Below are 15,436 nucleotides of genomic sequence, written 5' to 3' on the forward strand. Positions count from 1 at the left end.
AGAACAACGGTCACACGAGAAGCAACGACCCTCGCGCGTGGATTAGTCCGGCCGCGCACCTGGCGGAAACGCGCAACGGCGGGAACGCGATTCGCGTTCCCGCCGTTGCGGTTGCTGCCTGGTGCTACTTACGCATCCTCGTCGAGGAGGTTGCGGGTGCGGTTCGGGTCCACCGGGATGCCCGGTCCGGTGTTCGTCGACACCGTCACCTTCTTGACGTAGCGGCCCTTGGCGGTCGACGGCTTGGCACGCAGGATCTCGTCCAGCGCGGCACCGTAGTTCTCCACCAGCTTGGTGTCGTCGAAGGACGCCTTGCCGATGACGAAGTGCAGGTTGGCCTGCTTGTCGACGCGGAAGTTGATCTTGCCGCCCTTGATGTCGTTGACGGCCTTGGTCACATCGTTGGTGACCGTGCCCGTCTTCGGGTTCGGCATCAGGCCACGCGGTCCGAGGACACGCGCGATCCGGCCGACCTTCGCCATCTGGTCCGGGGTGGCGATCGCGGCGTCGAAATCGAGCCAGCCGCCCTGGATCCGCTCGATCAGGTCCTCGGCGCCAACAGCGTCGGCACCGGCGGCCTCGGCCTCGGCGGCCTTCTCGCCGGCCGCGAACACGATGACGCGGGCGGTCTTACCGGTGCCGTGCGGCAGGTTGACCGTGCCGCGGACCATCTGGTCGGCCTTACGGGGATCCACACCGAGACGAACGGCAACCTCGACGGTCGCGTCGGTCTTGGTGGTGGCGGTCTCCTTGGCCAGCCGCGCAGCGGCGAGCGGGGAGTACAGCTGATCGCGATCGACCTTCTCGGCCGCGGCGAGATACGCCTTGCTTCGTTTTGCCATGATTCTCTGTCCTTGTTCTGGTTCAGAAGTGGTTATCGGGCCTGGCCGGCCCTCCCACCCGGGTGGAGGAGCGAGTTCGCTCAGCCCTCGACGGTGATACCCATCGAGCGAGCGGTACCCGCGATGATCTTCGCCGCCTGATCGATGTCAGTCGCGTTCAGATCTTCCGCCTTGGTCTTGGCGATCTCCCGGACCTGGTCCATGGTGATCTTCGCGACCTTGGTCTTGTGCGGCTCGGCCGAACCCTTCTGGATACCGGCGGCCTTGAGCAGCAACCGGGCAGCGGGCGGGGTCTTCAGCTTGAAGTCGAACGACCGGTCCTCGTACACCGAGATCTCGACCGGAATGACGTTGCCACGCTGCGACTCGGTCGCGGCGTTGTACGCCTTGCAGAACTCCATGATGTTGACGCCGTGCTGACCGAGCGCGGGGCCCACCGGGGGGGCGGGGTTCGCCTGGCCGGCCTGGATCTGAAGCTTGATGATCCCGGCGAGCTTCTTCTTCTTGGGGGGCATCTTTCTTTCCTAGGTGTCTGTTTTCCTTGCTCTTTGCAAGTCCTGGTGTTGCGATCCTCGACCGGGCGGATTCGCCCCGTCGCTGAGGTAACTGGGCTAGATCTTCGCGACCTGGGTGAACGCCAGCTCGACCGGAGTCTCGCGGCCGAAAATCGACACGAGCACCTTGAGCTTCTGCTGCTCGGCGTTGACCTCGGAGATGCTGGCGGGCAGCGTCGCGAACGGGCCGTCCATCACGGTCACCGACTCGCCGACCTCGAAGTCGACCTCGATGGTCGGCTTGGCGACGATGTCGGCGGCGCCACCCTCGCCGCTCGCGGCAGCGGCGGCAGCGGGCTTCTTCTGCTGCTGCGCGGCCGGGACCAGGAACTTCACCACGTCGTCGATGGAAAGCGGCGACGGGCGCGAGGTCGCGCCGACGAATCCGGTGACACCGGGGGTGTTGCGCACCGCGCCCCACGACTCGTCGTTGAGTTCCATCCGGACCAGGATGTAGCCGGGCAGCACCTTGCGGTTGACGTGCTTGCGCTGGCCGTTCTTGATCTCGGTGACCTCTTCGGTCGGCACCTCGACCTGGAAGATGTACTCCTCCAGGTCCAGGTTCTGCACACGGGTCTCGAGATTGGCCTTGACCTTGTTCTCGTAGCCCGCATAGGAATGGATGACGTACCAGTCGCCAGGGGCGCGCCGCAGCGCAGCCTTCATCTCGGCGACGGGGTCTGCGGGCTCGGCATCGATGGGCTCGGCTTCGGCGGCGGGCTCGTCAGCGGGCTCGGATTCCTCGACCACCGACACTTCGTCGGCGGCAGATTCCTCGACGGAGTCGGTGGCCTCGACCACCACGTCGTCGACCGGGAACTCGTCGGTTGTGTCGTTCTCCGGGGTGCTCACTGGGGCACTCGCTTCCTGTGTCGTCACGTACATCCTCTGCGTGCCGGGGCCGGGCGCCCGGCGGAATCGCTCCGCCCGTGTCCGCCCCGGGATCGGCTACCGGCTTCGACCGATCGTTTCGAGCGACCTGCGAGCAGTCGCCGGCGACGTTCGGCTAGCCGAACAGCCAGTTGACACCCTTGATGAACGCCAGATCCAACCCGCTGATGAACGCGACCATGAAAATCACGAACACCAGAACAACGCTCGTATAGGTGACCATCTGCTTCCGATTGGGCCAGATCACCTTGCGCAGCTCCGCGACAACTTCGCGGAGGAACTTGATCAAGCGCTTGAACGGGTTACCCGTCTTGCGCTCGGCCCGATCGGTCTTCTTGGCTGCCTTGCTCAGCGACGGCCGCTCGATAGTGGCGACCGTGCCCGAATCGGACGTGTTGCGGGCCCGCCGGGCGGACCGCTTGCCGCTCGGCCGACTCACTGCGGCGGTGTCATCGCCATCGTCGGCCGCATGCGCGCCGTGGCGAGTATCCCGCTCGTCGCTCACGTCGATCCTTTCGTCGCTGGCATCCAGGGCAGGGGCGACAGGACTTGAACCTGCAACCTGCGGTTTTGGAGACCGCTGCTCTGCCAGTTGAGCTACGCCCCTTTGGTTGGACCGTGTTGGCTGTCCAACCACTGTTCGGTATTCAGTTGTGCAGTTCCGGTGTCACACAACACGCGCGCCGCTCCAGCAGTTGCCGGCCCCGTCGGCGATCCTTCGGAGTACATCCCTCCGGACCGCCTGGAACCAGCCCTACAGAGCAGCGCGCAACGGCTGGTGACCCCAGAGACCTGAGTGTACGTTACCGTCCGCGCCATTTGCCAATCAGGGTCAGTCGACCAGGTCAGGCTGGGTCCAACTCCGGACCACGACCGCTCACGCCAGCTGCACCGTTGCGGTCGCGCGGCCGAAGATCTTGCGACCGACCGACTTCGCCACAATGGCGATGACCGCGGTCCGCGTCTCCGGATCCACCGACTTCACCTTCCCGGTGTACTCGATCTCGGCAGGCTCGTCGGAGCCCACGTAGACCGGGCTGGTGAAGCGGACGTTGTACTCCTTGACCGCACCGGGATCACCGAGCCACGAGGTGACGAAACCGCCACCGAGGCCCATGGTGAGCATGCCGTGCGCGACCACGTTTTCCAGGCCGACCAGCTTGACGACATCGTCGCTCCAGTGGATCGGGTTCGCGTCGCCGGAGACGCCCGCGTAGTTCACCAGGTCGCCACGGGTCAGCCGGACGGTGCGTGGGGGCAACTCGTCGCCGACGGACACCCGCTCGAAGTCGAGCGCGTGCTTGCTCGGCGCGATATCGGGGATCGTGGCCACCGGCGTGGGCGTCGGTGTATCCGAGGCAGGCGTACGCGGGTGGTGCTCGGGCGCATCCTCACCGATACCGTGCATCAGCACGTTGCGCACCGCGCCCTGCAGATTCGGGTCGATGTCGCCGCCGCTGCGCCCGATCAGGGTGGTGTAGGTGGTGAGCACCAGCTCGTCGTTCTGATCGGTGACGATGTTCTTCGTCACGATGATGTCGCCACCGAATGCCTGCCGGAACGAATGCAGGAAGACATCGCAGGTCAGGTGGTCGCCGACCTTGATCGGCCGGTGGAATTCCAGAATCTGATCGGTCTGCATGATCTGGCTCAGGTCATAGCCTGTGACGATCTGCTCGAAGAGCTTGCGCTGCGCCAGAATGCCGACAAGGGAGATGAAGGTCAGCGGGGCGAGCAAGCCGTCGTAGCCGTACTCCTGCGCGACGTCCTCTTCCCAGTGCAGCGGGTGATAATCCTGCACGGCGCGGGCGTACTCGCGGACCTTTTCGCGGCCGACCTCGTAGTAGTCGTCGACGCGGTAGTGGTGACCCACCATGGAGGCCGCGTGTGCCGCAGGATCGAAAGTCTCGTCCATGGCGATCGCTTCGTCTGTACCGGTGTTGATTGTCACGGGAGGACTGTACCTATCTGACCCCGCTGCCGGAGTCGGCGGAGCGTTCGACCACCGCACTCGCACCGTGAAAATGCGTCAGGGCCGGACATTCGTCCGGCCCTCGCATTTGTCACAGCCCGAGTAACCGGGATTCGCTCTCCCGGAATCGATCCACGCGGCAGCGGCACGCGTGGCGGACTAACGGGATTCTTTGTGTCCCCGGTGCGTGCCACAGTTCGGGCAGAACTTCTTCAGTTCCAGCCGATCGGGGTCATTGCGCCGGTTCTTCTTGGTGATGTAGTTGCGGTGCTTGCACTGCTCGCAGGCCAAGGTGATCTTTGGCCGGACATCGGTGGACTTCGCGGCCACGATATTCCTTCTTTCGGGTCAACCAGATGGTCTGATCGGTTTTGGTAGCGATGGCCGGACTTGAACCGGCGACACAACGATTATGAGTCGTTTGCTCTACCGACTGAGCTACACCGCCACGGGGTCGCATTGCCTGGTGCCGCGCCCAACCTAGGAGATGCCGAGTCGGTCACCACCGGCAATCCGGCGAGCCCCCTAACGGAATCGAACCGTTGACCTTTTCCTTACCATGGAAACGCTCTGCCGACTGAGCTAAGGGGGCATGACTACTTCCGCACCAAGATTTTCAATCGTAACCCCGGCGCGGCGAAGTCTTGAACGAGATTACACACTCACCGGTCGCACTTCCAAACCGTGTGGTCAGAGCGGTTTTGCGGCGACCCGCCGAGGGCCGCCGACCGCACTAACGGTAGTTGACGAACTGCAGCGCGATACCGAAGTCATCGCCCTTCAGCAGCGCGATGACCGCCTGCAGGTCGTCGCGCTTCTTACTGCTCACCCGGAGCTCGTCGCCCTGGATCTGCGCCTTCACGCCCTTCGGGCCCTCGTCGCGGATCTTCTTGGTGATCTTCTTCGCATGCTCGGAGTCGATGCCCTGCACCAGCGTTCCGGTGATCTTGTGGATCTTGCCGGAGGCCATGGGCTCGCCCGCATCGAACGCCTTGAGGGAGATGTCACGACGGATCAGCTTTTCCTTGAATACGTCGAGCGCAGCCTTGACCCGCTCCTCCGCCTCCGCGGTCAGCACGATCTTGTCCTCGCCGGACCACTCGATCGTCGCGCCCGTCCCACGGAAATCGTAGCGGGTGGTCAGCTCTTTTTCCGCCTGATGCAAAGCGTTGTCGACCTCCTGACGGTCGACCTTGCTGACGACGTCGAAAGACGAATCGGCCACACTGCGCTCCTGTTCGGTGACGGTCCTACGGTGCTGACGCACGCCGGGTGCTCCCGGTCATCGTCAGTTCTACCCGGAAGCACGACCGTAGTCGCGTCGCACGGCCGTTGGCCAGCCGGTTTGCATTAAGGGTCGGGGTTCGTTGTAAGCTGCTCTGCGCGCCGAGAAGCGCAACGGCAGATTGCCCGAGCGGCCAATGGGAGCAGACTGTAAATCTGTCGGTGAAAGCCTACGTAGGTTCGAATCCTACATCTGCCACCGAATAACCCCCGTCGATCACGATCGACGGGGGTTTCCCTTTTTCATCATGCTGCGGGGACGATATTCGCGCCGCATTCGTTTGTTCAGCGGCCACCGGGCCGGTCGGCACCAGGGCGCGGCGGCAGCACGGAAGTGTCCATCGCGTTCAGCGCGTCGATGATCGTGCTCTCCTCATAGACAAAGTGCGCCTCCAATTCGCTTGCGAGCCTGTCGAATTCAGTTCGGATATGAGCCGGATCGGCGGTGTCGCCACGGTCGAGCACCTGCTGCAACTCGGCGATCACCCTGGCAACCTCACCGTGCTCACGCTGTAGCCGGGCCAAGACAGGCGACAATTCCGGAAACTGCTTCGCGAGGACCGGAAAGACACCGTCTTCGGAGGTGTGGTGTTCATGCAGCGCGCTACAGAAGCCGACACAATGGGCGCGTAAATCGCGCGGCAGACTCGGCAACGTCACCGAATCGCCCACCTGCGCCGCCAACTCGGCGCGCACCGTACCGAGGTCCCGCCTCAGCTGCGCATGCACCTGCCGGAGATGGTCGCCGATCGCCGTTGTTCGCGCCGTGGCGGTCGCCGGAGCCGTGGTGGGTGTCGTTTTCTCGGTTGAACCACGCGTGGCGATGACTCCGGCAGCGCCGGCAAGGATCACTGCACCGAGGACGATGGGGCGTCGACCGACCGATGGCCGCCGGGCCTTGCGCAGGGCGACCACCGGAATGACCCGCTCGGTTCCCGCTTGATACGCCGCGAAGGCCGGGTCACGAGCGGCCTGTTCGACATAGCGACGCTCCCGCTCGGCACCGCTCAGCACGACCGCGGTCGCCTGAAAGGTCTCGACGGCGCCGGATGCGCCGATCTCTACTGTCACCTCGGGGTTGTTCCGCACGTTGAACAACCACGCGGGATGGCTGTCGGACCCGCCATTCGAGCCGAACACCAGGAGGTGATCGTCGTGTCGGTAATACACGAGAGGAGTGGTGTGGCTGCGCCCGCTTTTCGCACCGATCGTCGTCAGCAGCACGAGCGGCGCGCCCGCGAACAAACCGCCGACCTTGCCCGCATTGGCGCGGAACTCGTTGATGATCGCCGCGTTGAAGTCGGCGGCGGAGGTCGGCTGCGAGTCGGTCATGTCCTGGTCCTTCCGGGCTGCCGCCACGGATCGGCGGCCGCCGGTAATAGCCTTGTCGGAGAGAATAGAGTTTGCTTTGCAAGCAAATTAACTTTGCGACCAAAGATTATTTGGAGGTGTCCGGGATGTCAACCGATGGGCGCAGCACCGCAGCCGAGCGCGCGCACGACGGCGCAGGTATCGCGGTGGAAGAGGGCATCCGCAGCCTGCTGCTGCTCATGCCGCGGGTAGTCGGCCGCGCGAAGAAGATGCGCGTTCCCGAAGAGCTGCAATCGTTCTCGCTCGCGCCGCGGCATCTGTCATTGCTGGCGAATCTGGTCTTCGAGGGACCGATGACCGTGAACGATCTCGCGGTGCGCCTGGAGGTGGCGCCGACGACGGTCAGCCTGATGGTCGGCGACCTGAGCCGTCAGGGCGTGCTGGAACGACGCACCGACGAAGCCGACCGGCGGCGCACCATCGTGGGTATCGCGGCGGCGCACGAGAAGTCGGTCAACGACTGGCTCGGCGGCAGCGCGCGAGCCTGGCGTGCAGTCCTCGGGCCGCTGACCCCCGAGCAACGCCGGCTGTTCGTCGACACCCTCCGCGCCTACGAGCAGGAACTGGGATAAGCGGACCCGAGCTAGTAGTTGCGCGGGCCGCCCGCCATTTCCTCCAGCCGGGCGATGCGCTCGGCCATCGGAGGGTGGGTGGAGAACCAGCGGGCGGCCTTCTCGCCGGCACGGAAGGGATTGGCGATCATCAGGTGCGACTGGGCGGTCAGCTGCGGCTCAGGAGGCAGCGGGGCGGCTTGGACACCGCGCTCCAGTTTGCGCAGCGCCGACGCGAGCGCCAGCGGGTCGCCGGTCAGCTCGGCGCCGGATTGGTCGGCCTGATACTCGCGTGAGCGTGAGACGGCCAGTTTGACCAAGGTCGCCGCGATCGGACCGAGTAGCGAAATCAGCAGCACGCCAAGCATGTTGGGGCCGCCGCCATTGCGGTTGCCGCCGAACATCGACGCGAAGAAGGCCAGGTTGGCCAAGCCGGAGATGACCGCGGCGAGCGCGCCGGCGATCGAGGAGATGAGGATGTCGCGGTTGTAGACGTGCGATAGTTCGTGGCCGAGCACCGCGCGCAATTCGCGTTCATCGAGGATCTGCAGGATGCCGCTGGTACAGCAGACCGCCGCGTGCCGAGGGCTGCGGCCGGTGGCGAACGCGTTCGGAGCGTTCGTCGGGCTGATGTAGAGCCGTGGCATCGGCTGACGCGCGGTGGTCGCGAGCTCGCGCACGATGCGGTAGATCACCGGCGCCTCCAGCTCACTGACCGGCTGCGCGTGCATGGCCTTCAACGCGAGCTTGTCGCTGTTGAAGTACGCGTAGGCGTTCATACCGACGGCGAGCACAATCGCCAGGATCAGAATCGTCGGGCTGCGGAACATCGCCCCGGCGAACACGATCAAGGCCGAGAGACCGACCATTAGCCCGAACGTCTTCAGTCCATTCGCATACCCGTGCCCGTGCATACGTCTCCTTGCCCACTCCCCCGTCCATTGAGTGCCTTACAGCAGCTCAACGATATAAGCGCAACACAGGTTCCAGAGGGAGTCCACGCCCACATTCGCGCGCTTATCCGCCTCTCCGAGAATTCAGGCCGGACTCGAGTGCCACGAGGTTGTCGTCGGCGACCGGCGGTGAGGTGGCGGCTCAGTGCGCCCGTGCCCGGTGAGTTACCCATGTACGTGCGAGATCAGTTGTTGCCGGCATACGCCGCTCAGCCGACGCGTTCGATGGTGTAGCGGACCAAACGCTCGAGTGCGTCATTGGCTGGGCCCGTGGGCAGTGCGGACAGTTCGGCGTGTGCGATGTCGGCGTAACCCTGCAGCTTTTCCTTCGCGAGCACCATGCCCCGCGAGCGGGCGAGCAGGCCGAGCGCCTCCTCGACCTCGTCGTCGGTCTCCAGCGGGCGGGCCAGCAGCTTGCGCAGACGATCGCCCTCGGCGCCCTCGTCGCGCAGCGCGTAGAGCACCGGCAGGGTGTGCACGCCCTCGCGCAGGTCGGTGCCCGGCGTCTTGCCGGACTGCTCGGACGCCGAGGAGATGTCGATAATGTCGTCGGAGATCTGGAAGGCGGTGCCGACCGCGTCACCGAGGCGGGCAAGCCGCTCGACGTGTTCGTCGTCGGCGCCGGAAAAGGTGCCGCCGAAACGGCCTGCGGCGGCGATCAGCGAGCCGGTCTTCTCCCACACCACGCGCAGGTAGTGCTCGACCGGGTCCTGGGAGTTCTGTGCGCCCATGGTCTCGCGCATTTGGCCGGTCACCAGTTCGGCGAAGGTTTCGGCGATGATCCGCACCGCATCGGGGCCGAGAGTGGAGGTCAGCCGGGAGGCGTGCGCGAAGAGATAGTCGCCCGCCAGGATCGCGATGTTGTTGCCCCAGCGCGAATTCACGCTCGGCGCACCACGGCGCATCGAGGCTTCGTCCATCACATCGTCGTGGTAGAGGGTCGCCAGGTGCACCAGCTCCACCACGGTCCCCGCGGTGACCAGCGCCGGGTCGGTCGGGCGCGGGCCGAGCTGGCCGGTGAGGATGGTGAACAGCGGGCGGAACCGCTTGCCGCCCGCCTTCGCCAGATGCAGCGCCGCTTCCTGAAGGAAGATTTCGCCGTCGGACAGCTCGTCGATCAGGAGTTTCTCGACGTTTTCCAGGCCGTTTCGCACCGTCGCCGCGAGTTCGGTGTCACCGAGATCGACCCCGGCCACCACCGTGCTGACGTCGCTCATAGCTCCTCCTCGCCGGCGCTCGGATCCGCTGTTCGCGAGGCGCGCCGCGTCATTGATTCGCTCGCTCCGCTCGCTCATTGCAGATGTGCTCATTTCTTCTCCCAGCGATGCGTCCGACCCCACGGTAGAGAACCTAGCGTGTCCCCGCCCGATGGCCCCATGAACACCGTCACTATGCGGTGTATCAGACACTTTTGCACATTGTTTTCCGCGCGCGAGCACCGCATGCTCTCAGCTGGGGTTCCGCCGTGACACAGGCAGTGTCGGGCCCGCTCGAATAAGCGAATGCCCGGTCGCCGCACACCGACGAGACTGCCCTGCAAGTATTGAGCGCATGGGTTCACCGGATGTCACACCCGCTGGCCGCGACGGGGACACGCAGGCCGCGCTGCCCGCAAGGACCGAAGTACTCGTCGTCGGTGCCGGACCGGCCGGTTCCGCGGCCGCAGCGTGGGCCGCGCGGGCGGGCCGCGATGTGCTGCTCACCGACTCCGCCGTCTTCCCACGCGACAAGACCTGCGGCGACGGCCTGACCCCGCGCGCGACGGCCGAGCTCGAGCATCTCGGCCTCGGCGACTGGGTGCGAGCGCACACGGTGAATCATGGCCTCCGCATGACCGGCTTCGGTCGCGAGGCGCTGCTGCCGTGGCCGAGCGGTTCCTTTCCGACCTACGGAAGTGCCGTTCCCCGAACCGAACTCGACGACAAGCTGCGCGAGACCGCGGTCAAGTCCGGCGCACGGATGCTGGACGGCACGAAAGTGGTCGATGTCACCCGCGAGGGTGACCTGGTCACCGGTGTGACGGTCAAGACGGCCGAGGGCACCCGGTCGATCGGCTGCCACATTCTGATCGTGGCCGACGGTGTGCGTTCGCCGATCGGCAAACTGCTCGGCCGCACCTGGCATCGGAAGTACGCCTACGGTGTCGCGGCCCGCGCCTACATCAAGTCCGCCCGCAGCGATGATCAGTGGATCACCTCGCATCTGGAGCTGCGCGACGCGAACAACGAACTGGTCCCTGGTTACGGGTGGGTGTTCCCGCTCGGCAATGGCGAGGTGAATATCGGCGTCGGATCGCTGGCCACGGAGAAGCGGCCTTCCCACATCGCACTGAAACCGCTACTGGAGCACTACACCTCGCTGCGGCGCGACGAATGGCGATTCGAAGGTTCGCTGCGGGCCGTCGCCTCGGCGCTGCTGCCGATGGGCGGCGCGGTCTCGAATGTGGCGGGGCGCAACTGGGTGCTGATCGGCGATGCGGCGGGCTGCGTGAACCCGCTCAACGGCGAGGGCATCGACTACGGCCTCGAAGGCGGGCACATGCTGGCCGGGCTGCTCGACGAGCCGGACCTCACCAGGCTCTGGCCGGAGCTGCTGCGCGCCCGCTACGGGCGGACGTTCTCGGTGGCGCGGCGGATTGCCGGGCTTGCCACCCACCCGCGGATGGTTCCGGTGGGCGGTCCGCCGGTGATGCGGTCGAAGTATCTGCAGCGCACCGCGGTTCGGGTGATGGGCAATCTGGTCACCGACGAGGACGTGGACATGACGGCGCGGGCCTGGCGTGCCGCGGGCCGGGCGTCCATGCGCTTCGATGAGCTCGCGCCGTTCAGCTGACGCCATGACCGGCCTGCCCGCGCTGTATCTGCTACCGCACCTGCGGCGGGCGCGCGACCTTGCGGATCGGCATTATGCCGAGCCGTTGAATCTCGATGAATTGGCCGCTGCGGCAGGGGTTTCCAAGTTCCATTTCCTGCGGGCGTTCGCGGCGGTGTACGGAAAGACGCCTGCGGCCTATCTGGCCGAGCGGCGCATCGAGCGCGCCCAGGATCTGCTGCGCGCAACGAATCTGACGGTGACCGAGGTCTGCATGCTGGTCGGATACAGCAGTCTCGGGTCCTTCAGCAGCAAGTTCCGGCAGCTGGTCGGCTCGACGCCGTCGCAGTACCAGGCCAAATTCGCCGACGGGGCGCTGCGGATACCCGGGTGCTACGTATTCATGCACGGGCTGTCCGATCGCACACCGCCGAGCTGACCAACACCGCAATTTCGGAGAAGCCGGGGCGTGTGGTGCGGCAATAGCCTGTACTCATGACAAGCATTTCGAACGTCTCACTGGTCACCGTGTACGTCACCGACCAGGACGCAGCAAAGCAGTGGTACATCGATAAGCTGGGATTCGTCGAGGTCAGCGACGTGACCATGGGTGACAATGGCTTTCGCTGGGTCAGCGTCGCACACCCCGATCACACCGAACTCGAAGTGACGCTGATGATTCCCGGCCCGCCCCTGGACGACAACCTCGCCGAGGCGATCAGGCGGGCGCTTGCCAACGGCACCCACGGCGCACTCGGCCTGAAGACCGAGGACTGCCAGAAGACCTTCGAGGAACTCACCGCCAAGGGCGTCGAGTTCATCCAGCCGCCCGCGCAACGGCCCTACGGGACCGAGGCGATCATTCGCGACAACTCCGGCAACTGGCTGGTGCTGGTGGAGCCGAAGGAATTCGACCCGCAGGCCTTCGCGTAGCGAAGGTGGCGCGAGGACCCGACTGGCCCCGGCTTGCGCCGGGGCGTCGGGCGGCGATCGGGTCGAATCAGGCAGTGGCCTGGGCGGCCAGCCACTCCTGACAGAACTTGCGCTCGCTGTTGAGCACCCGATGGAACAACTGCTCGGCCAGCGGCTCGATGGCGCCACCGACCAGCGGCACCTTCACCTGCACGGTGCCGACGACCTCGATCTCCGACCCCTCGGCAGTCGGACGCAGCTCATAGTTCCCCGACATCTCTGTGGTGATGCCACCGGTGGCCCCTTCGAAAGTGCCCTTGGCGATTTCGCCGTCGAGCGCCTGCCAGTCATCGGTGCGCGAAAGCACGAGCTCGCTCTTGAGCACCTTGCCGACGATGCTGGGAACCTTGTCCCGGCTTGCCTTTTCGGTCATGTGAATGCGGATCGTGCCCTCGCCGCCCGGGTGCGATAGGTCGATCGTTGCGGTCTGGGCGTCGGCGAAGCGCGCCACCCAGGCGGCATCGGTAGTAAGTGCCCGGTGAAGATCTTCGACCGGGACTGTGTACTGCACGGTGAAGCTGAATTTTCGGGACATGGGCGCACACGGTATCCGAGGCGGCAAGTAGCCTATTGCGGTGTCGGAAACCAGCCAGTCTGAAAGGCGGTCGATCCGCCTGCGGCGGGCCGAGATCAGCATCCTCACGGTCGCGATCGTCCTCACTACCCTCGTGGTCCTGCTCGTGCTCGCGGCCTGGCGCAACGACTATCTGATCAGCTCCGACAAAGGCGTGACCACCGCCGAAGTGCTCTCCGCGGGCCGGTTGCGCTCGGCGGTCATGTACGTCACACCGGACGGAGAGACGCATAATCCGAAGGTCGGGGTGCTCTATCCGACCAATCTGACCGCGGGCGAGCGGATCAATGTGGAGTACAACCGCAGTGATCCGGATCTGGTCCGAGTGGCGGGACGCGACGCGAGCGTCGCGGTGCTGCCCGCGCTCTCGGTGATCGTGGTGGTGTGGTTGATCGCACTGCCGACGCTGTGGATACTGCTGCGCATCGGCCGGCGCAGGGCGAAACCGGTCCCGGCCCGCTGACCGGTGCCCCCGACATTTCGTCGGAACTTTCCGTCCTGGTCACGTCGGCGTGACCGCACGGCGCGTTGTACCGGTCAGTCTCGAGTGGTGCGAGTAGCCATCGTTTCGGAGTCGTTCCTGCCGAATATGAACGGCGTCGTGAATTCCGTGCTGAAGGTGCTGGACCATCTGGACCAGCACGGCCATGAGGCGCTCGTGGTCGCCCCCGACACCCCACGCGGGCAGCCCACCGCCCCGCGCTTCTACGGTCGTTTCCCGGTGCACCGGGTCCCCGCGGTGATGGTGCCGAAGATCAGTTCGCTGCCGGTCGGCCTGCCGCAGCCGGGCATCACCGCCGCCATTGCCGATTTCGACGCGGACGTGGTGCACCTGGCCTCGCCGTTCCTGCTCGGCGCCGGTGGCCTGGCCGCCGCACTGCGATTGGACCTGCCCGCGGTGGCCGTCTATCAGACCGATGTCGCCGGGTTCGCCAAGAGCTACGGGCTCGGGTTGGCCGGCCGCGCGGCCTGGGGCTGGACCCGGCGCATCCACGAGGGCGCCACCCGCACACTCGCGCCGTCGCGGGCGGCCGCGGAAGATCTCGCGCGGCACGGTATTCCGCGGGTGCACCGGTGGGGTCGCGGCGTCGATATCGCCCGGTTCACCCCGTCGGCGCGGCGAGAAGAGCTGCGCACAGCCTGGCTGTCGGGACAGCAGAAGCTGATCGTCGGGTTCGTCGGGCGGCTGGCTCCGGAAAAGCATGTCGAACGGCTCGCGGTGCTTGCCGGCGACCGCGATATCCAGCTGGTGATCGTCGGCGACGGTCCGGAACGGGCCCGGCTGGCCCGGCTGATGCCGACCGCCGTGTTCACCGGCGAGCTCGGCGGCGACGAATTGGCGCAGGCCTACGCCGGCCTGGATGTCATGGTGCACGCCGGAGAGCACGAAACGTTCTGTCAGGGCGTGCAGGAAGCACTGGCCGCCGGGGTTCCGGTGATCGGCCCGGACGCAGGCGGTCCACGCGACCTCATCGCGCACTGCCGCAACGGATACCTGCTCCCGGTCGATCGCTTCACCGAACTGCTGCCGAGCGCCATCGGCGCGCTGCACGATCCGACGTTACGAACCCGATTCGCTGCCGCCGCCCGCAAGTCGGTACTGCACCGCACCTGGCCCACGATCTGCACCGAATTGATGGGCCACTACGCGGCCGTGACGGGACAGCAGATCCGATTGCCACACACTGCCTGATGACACTGCCGGACGAAGTCCGTCGCCAGTCGCGCCGGGTCGAGCGAAGGCGAGACAGCCGCCTGATGACACTGCCGGAGGGAGTCCGTCGCCAGTCGCGCCGGGTCGAGCGAAGGCGAGGCAGCCGCAGTTGCGCCGGGGCGAGCGATGGCGAGGCCGCCGCGAGACCCGCGGGAACCGGGCGCGGGCATGGTCCGCGGCAGTTGTGCCCGGGATCATGGCCGGTGGGGACTGGACGGCGCGTTACTGTCGAGGGGTGGCGAAAACAGAGCAGCGAGAATCGGTTCGGGCCTCGCTGGACAAGCAGCCGCGCGAGGTCGCGTCGATGTTCGACGGGGTCGCGAAGCGGTACGACCTGACCAACACCGTCATTTCCATGGGCCAGGACAGATACTGGCGCTGGGCGGTGCGCAAGGCGCTGGCGGCCCGGCCGGGTGAGCGGGTGCTCGACCTCGCGGCAGGCACCGGGATCTCCACGCTCGACCTGGCGAAATCCGGCGCCTGGTGTCTGGCGGCCGACTTCTCCCAGGGCATGCTCGCCGCGGGCAAGTTCCGCAATGTGCCGATGGTCGCGGCCGATGCCACCGCGCTGCCCTTCGCCGACAATTCCTTCGATGCGGTGACGATCTCCTACGGACTCCGCAATATTTCCGAGAGCGAGCAGGCGCTGCGCGAGATGCTCCGGGTCACCAAGCCCGGCGGCAGGCTGCTGGTCTGTGAGTTCTCCACGCCGATCATTCCGGTCTTCAGCACCGTGTACATGGAGTACCTGATGAAGGCGCTGCCGAAGGTGGCGCGAGCGGTCAGTAGCAATCCGGATGCCTATGTGTACCTGGCCGAATCCGTCCGCGCCTGGCCGAATCAGCGGCAGCTGGCCGTGCGGATCGCCGACGCGGGCTGGTCGGCGGTGAAATGGCGCAATCTGACCGGCGGCATTGTCGCGATGCACCGCGGATACAAGCTCTGAC

Annotated in this window: 18 protein-coding genes and 4 tRNA genes; 8 read left to right on the forward strand and 14 right to left on the reverse strand. The window is 65.8% G+C overall.

What is annotated here, in order from left to right:
* Positions 1-128 precede the first annotated feature (128 nt).
* The 10 genes from rplA to ACLMAL_RS09530 form a co-directional block, all read right to left on the reverse strand.
* Positions 129-842, reverse strand: a complete 714-nt coding sequence (gene rplA / locus ACLMAL_RS09485; RefSeq protein ID WP_328406570.1) for a 50S ribosomal protein L1 — start codon at positions 840-842, stop codon at positions 129-131.
* Positions 843-922: 80 nt separating this feature from the next.
* Positions 923-1,357, reverse strand: a complete 435-nt coding sequence (gene rplK, locus ACLMAL_RS09490; protein WP_328406571.1) for a 50S ribosomal protein L11 — start codon at positions 1,355-1,357, stop codon at positions 923-925.
* Between the two features lie 96 nt (positions 1,358-1,453).
* The gene (gene nusG, locus ACLMAL_RS09495; protein WP_411998985.1) at positions 1,454-2,248 is read right to left on the reverse strand and encodes a transcription termination/antitermination protein NusG; all 795 of its coding nucleotides are present in this window, start codon (positions 2,246-2,248) and stop codon (positions 1,454-1,456) included.
* Positions 2,249-2,402: 154 nt separating this feature from the next.
* Positions 2,403-2,792, reverse strand: coding sequence for a preprotein translocase subunit SecE (gene secE, locus ACLMAL_RS09500; protein WP_411998727.1), 390 nt, complete (start codon positions 2,790-2,792; stop codon positions 2,403-2,405).
* Between the two features lie 29 nt (positions 2,793-2,821).
* Positions 2,822-2,894 (reverse strand) — tRNA-Trp (locus tag ACLMAL_RS09505).
* 270 nt (positions 2,895-3,164) lie between these two features.
* Entirely contained in the window at positions 3,165-4,232 is a 1,068-nt protein-coding gene (locus ACLMAL_RS09510; protein WP_411998986.1) for a fused (3R)-hydroxyacyl-ACP dehydratase subunits HadA/HadB, read from the reverse strand.
* 186 nt (positions 4,233-4,418) lie between these two features.
* Positions 4,419-4,589 carry a 50S ribosomal protein L33 gene (gene rpmG / locus ACLMAL_RS09515; RefSeq protein WP_014988500.1) on the reverse strand — a complete coding sequence of 57 codons (171 nt, stop codon included), beginning with the start codon at positions 4,587-4,589 and terminating at the stop codon, positions 4,419-4,421.
* A 42-nt stretch (positions 4,590-4,631) separates the two neighbouring features.
* Positions 4,632-4,707: transfer RNA gene (locus ACLMAL_RS09520), tRNA-Met, on the reverse strand.
* 71 nt (positions 4,708-4,778) lie between these two features.
* Positions 4,779-4,851, reverse strand: a tRNA-Thr gene (locus tag ACLMAL_RS09525).
* A 141-nt stretch (positions 4,852-4,992) separates the two neighbouring features.
* A complete protein-coding gene (locus ACLMAL_RS09530; protein ID WP_406233588.1) occupies positions 4,993-5,484 on the reverse strand; it encodes a YajQ family cyclic di-GMP-binding protein in 492 nt (163 codons plus the stop codon).
* 175 nt (positions 5,485-5,659) lie between these two features.
* Here ACLMAL_RS09530 and ACLMAL_RS09535 point away from each other — a divergent pair.
* Positions 5,660-5,742, forward strand: a tRNA-Tyr gene (locus ACLMAL_RS09535).
* An 86-nt stretch (positions 5,743-5,828) separates the two neighbouring features.
* Here the strand turns inward: ACLMAL_RS09535 and ACLMAL_RS09540 are convergent.
* Positions 5,829-6,875 (reverse strand): nitroreductase/quinone reductase family protein, encoded by a 1,047-nt coding sequence (locus ACLMAL_RS09540; RefSeq protein ID WP_411998728.1) that lies wholly within the window; start codon positions 6,873-6,875, stop codon positions 5,829-5,831.
* Between the two features lie 125 nt (positions 6,876-7,000).
* Between ACLMAL_RS09540 and ACLMAL_RS09545 the strand changes: the two genes are divergently transcribed.
* Positions 7,001-7,486 carry a MarR family winged helix-turn-helix transcriptional regulator gene (locus ACLMAL_RS09545; protein ID WP_411998729.1) on the forward strand — a complete coding sequence of 162 codons (486 nt, stop codon included), beginning with the start codon at positions 7,001-7,003 and terminating at the stop codon, positions 7,484-7,486.
* Positions 7,487-7,497: 11 nt separating this feature from the next.
* Here ACLMAL_RS09545 and htpX read toward each other — a convergent pair whose 3' ends face one another.
* Both htpX and ACLMAL_RS09555 read right to left on the reverse strand, forming a co-directional pair.
* On the reverse strand, positions 7,498-8,379 hold the full coding sequence (htpX, locus tag ACLMAL_RS09550) for a zinc metalloprotease HtpX (protein WP_379066716.1): 882 nt from the start codon (positions 8,377-8,379) through the stop codon (positions 7,498-7,500).
* 248 nt (positions 8,380-8,627) lie between these two features.
* Positions 8,628-9,635, reverse strand: coding sequence for a polyprenyl synthetase family protein (locus tag ACLMAL_RS09555; protein WP_328406577.1), 1,008 nt, complete (start codon positions 9,633-9,635; stop codon positions 8,628-8,630).
* Positions 9,636-9,969: 334 nt separating this feature from the next.
* Between ACLMAL_RS09555 and ACLMAL_RS09560 the strand changes: the two genes are divergently transcribed.
* From ACLMAL_RS09560 to ACLMAL_RS09570, 3 genes are read left to right on the forward strand one after another with little or no spacing between them, the layout of a single operon-like run.
* Positions 9,970-11,250 (forward strand): geranylgeranyl reductase family protein, encoded by a 1,281-nt coding sequence (locus ACLMAL_RS09560; protein ID WP_411998730.1) that lies wholly within the window; start codon positions 9,970-9,972, stop codon positions 11,248-11,250.
* Positions 11,251-11,254: 4 nt separating this feature from the next.
* Positions 11,255-11,668 (forward strand): helix-turn-helix transcriptional regulator, encoded by a 414-nt coding sequence (locus tag ACLMAL_RS09565; RefSeq protein WP_411998731.1) that lies wholly within the window; start codon positions 11,255-11,257, stop codon positions 11,666-11,668.
* A gap of 56 nt (positions 11,669-11,724) precedes the next feature.
* A complete protein-coding gene (locus ACLMAL_RS09570) occupies positions 11,725-12,162 on the forward strand; it encodes a VOC family protein (RefSeq protein WP_411998732.1) in 438 nt (145 codons plus the stop codon).
* 67 nt (positions 12,163-12,229) lie between these two features.
* Here ACLMAL_RS09570 and ACLMAL_RS09575 read toward each other — a convergent pair whose 3' ends face one another.
* Positions 12,230-12,736, reverse strand: a complete 507-nt coding sequence (locus ACLMAL_RS09575; RefSeq protein ID WP_411998733.1) for a DUF2505 domain-containing protein — start codon at positions 12,734-12,736, stop codon at positions 12,230-12,232.
* A 73-nt stretch (positions 12,737-12,809) separates the two neighbouring features.
* On the opposite strand from ACLMAL_RS09575, the gene ACLMAL_RS09580 reads away from it, so the two are divergent.
* From ACLMAL_RS09580 to ACLMAL_RS09590, 3 genes are all read left to right on the forward strand, one after another.
* The gene (locus tag ACLMAL_RS09580; protein ID WP_411998987.1) at positions 12,810-13,238 is read left to right on the forward strand and encodes a DUF3592 domain-containing protein; all 429 of its coding nucleotides are present in this window, start codon (positions 12,810-12,812) and stop codon (positions 13,236-13,238) included.
* Between the two features lie 87 nt (positions 13,239-13,325).
* The gene (locus ACLMAL_RS09585; RefSeq protein WP_411998734.1) at positions 13,326-14,468 is read left to right on the forward strand and encodes a glycosyltransferase family 4 protein; all 1,143 of its coding nucleotides are present in this window, start codon (positions 13,326-13,328) and stop codon (positions 14,466-14,468) included.
* Positions 14,469-14,724: 256 nt separating this feature from the next.
* Positions 14,725-15,435 (forward strand): demethylmenaquinone methyltransferase, encoded by a 711-nt coding sequence (locus ACLMAL_RS09590; RefSeq protein WP_411998735.1) that lies wholly within the window; start codon positions 14,725-14,727, stop codon positions 15,433-15,435.
* Position 15,436 lies beyond the last annotated feature (1 nt).

Source organism: Nocardia sp. CWNU-33 (assembly GCF_046764895.1).
Lineage (GTDB): Bacteria > Actinomycetota > Actinomycetes > Mycobacteriales > Mycobacteriaceae > Nocardia.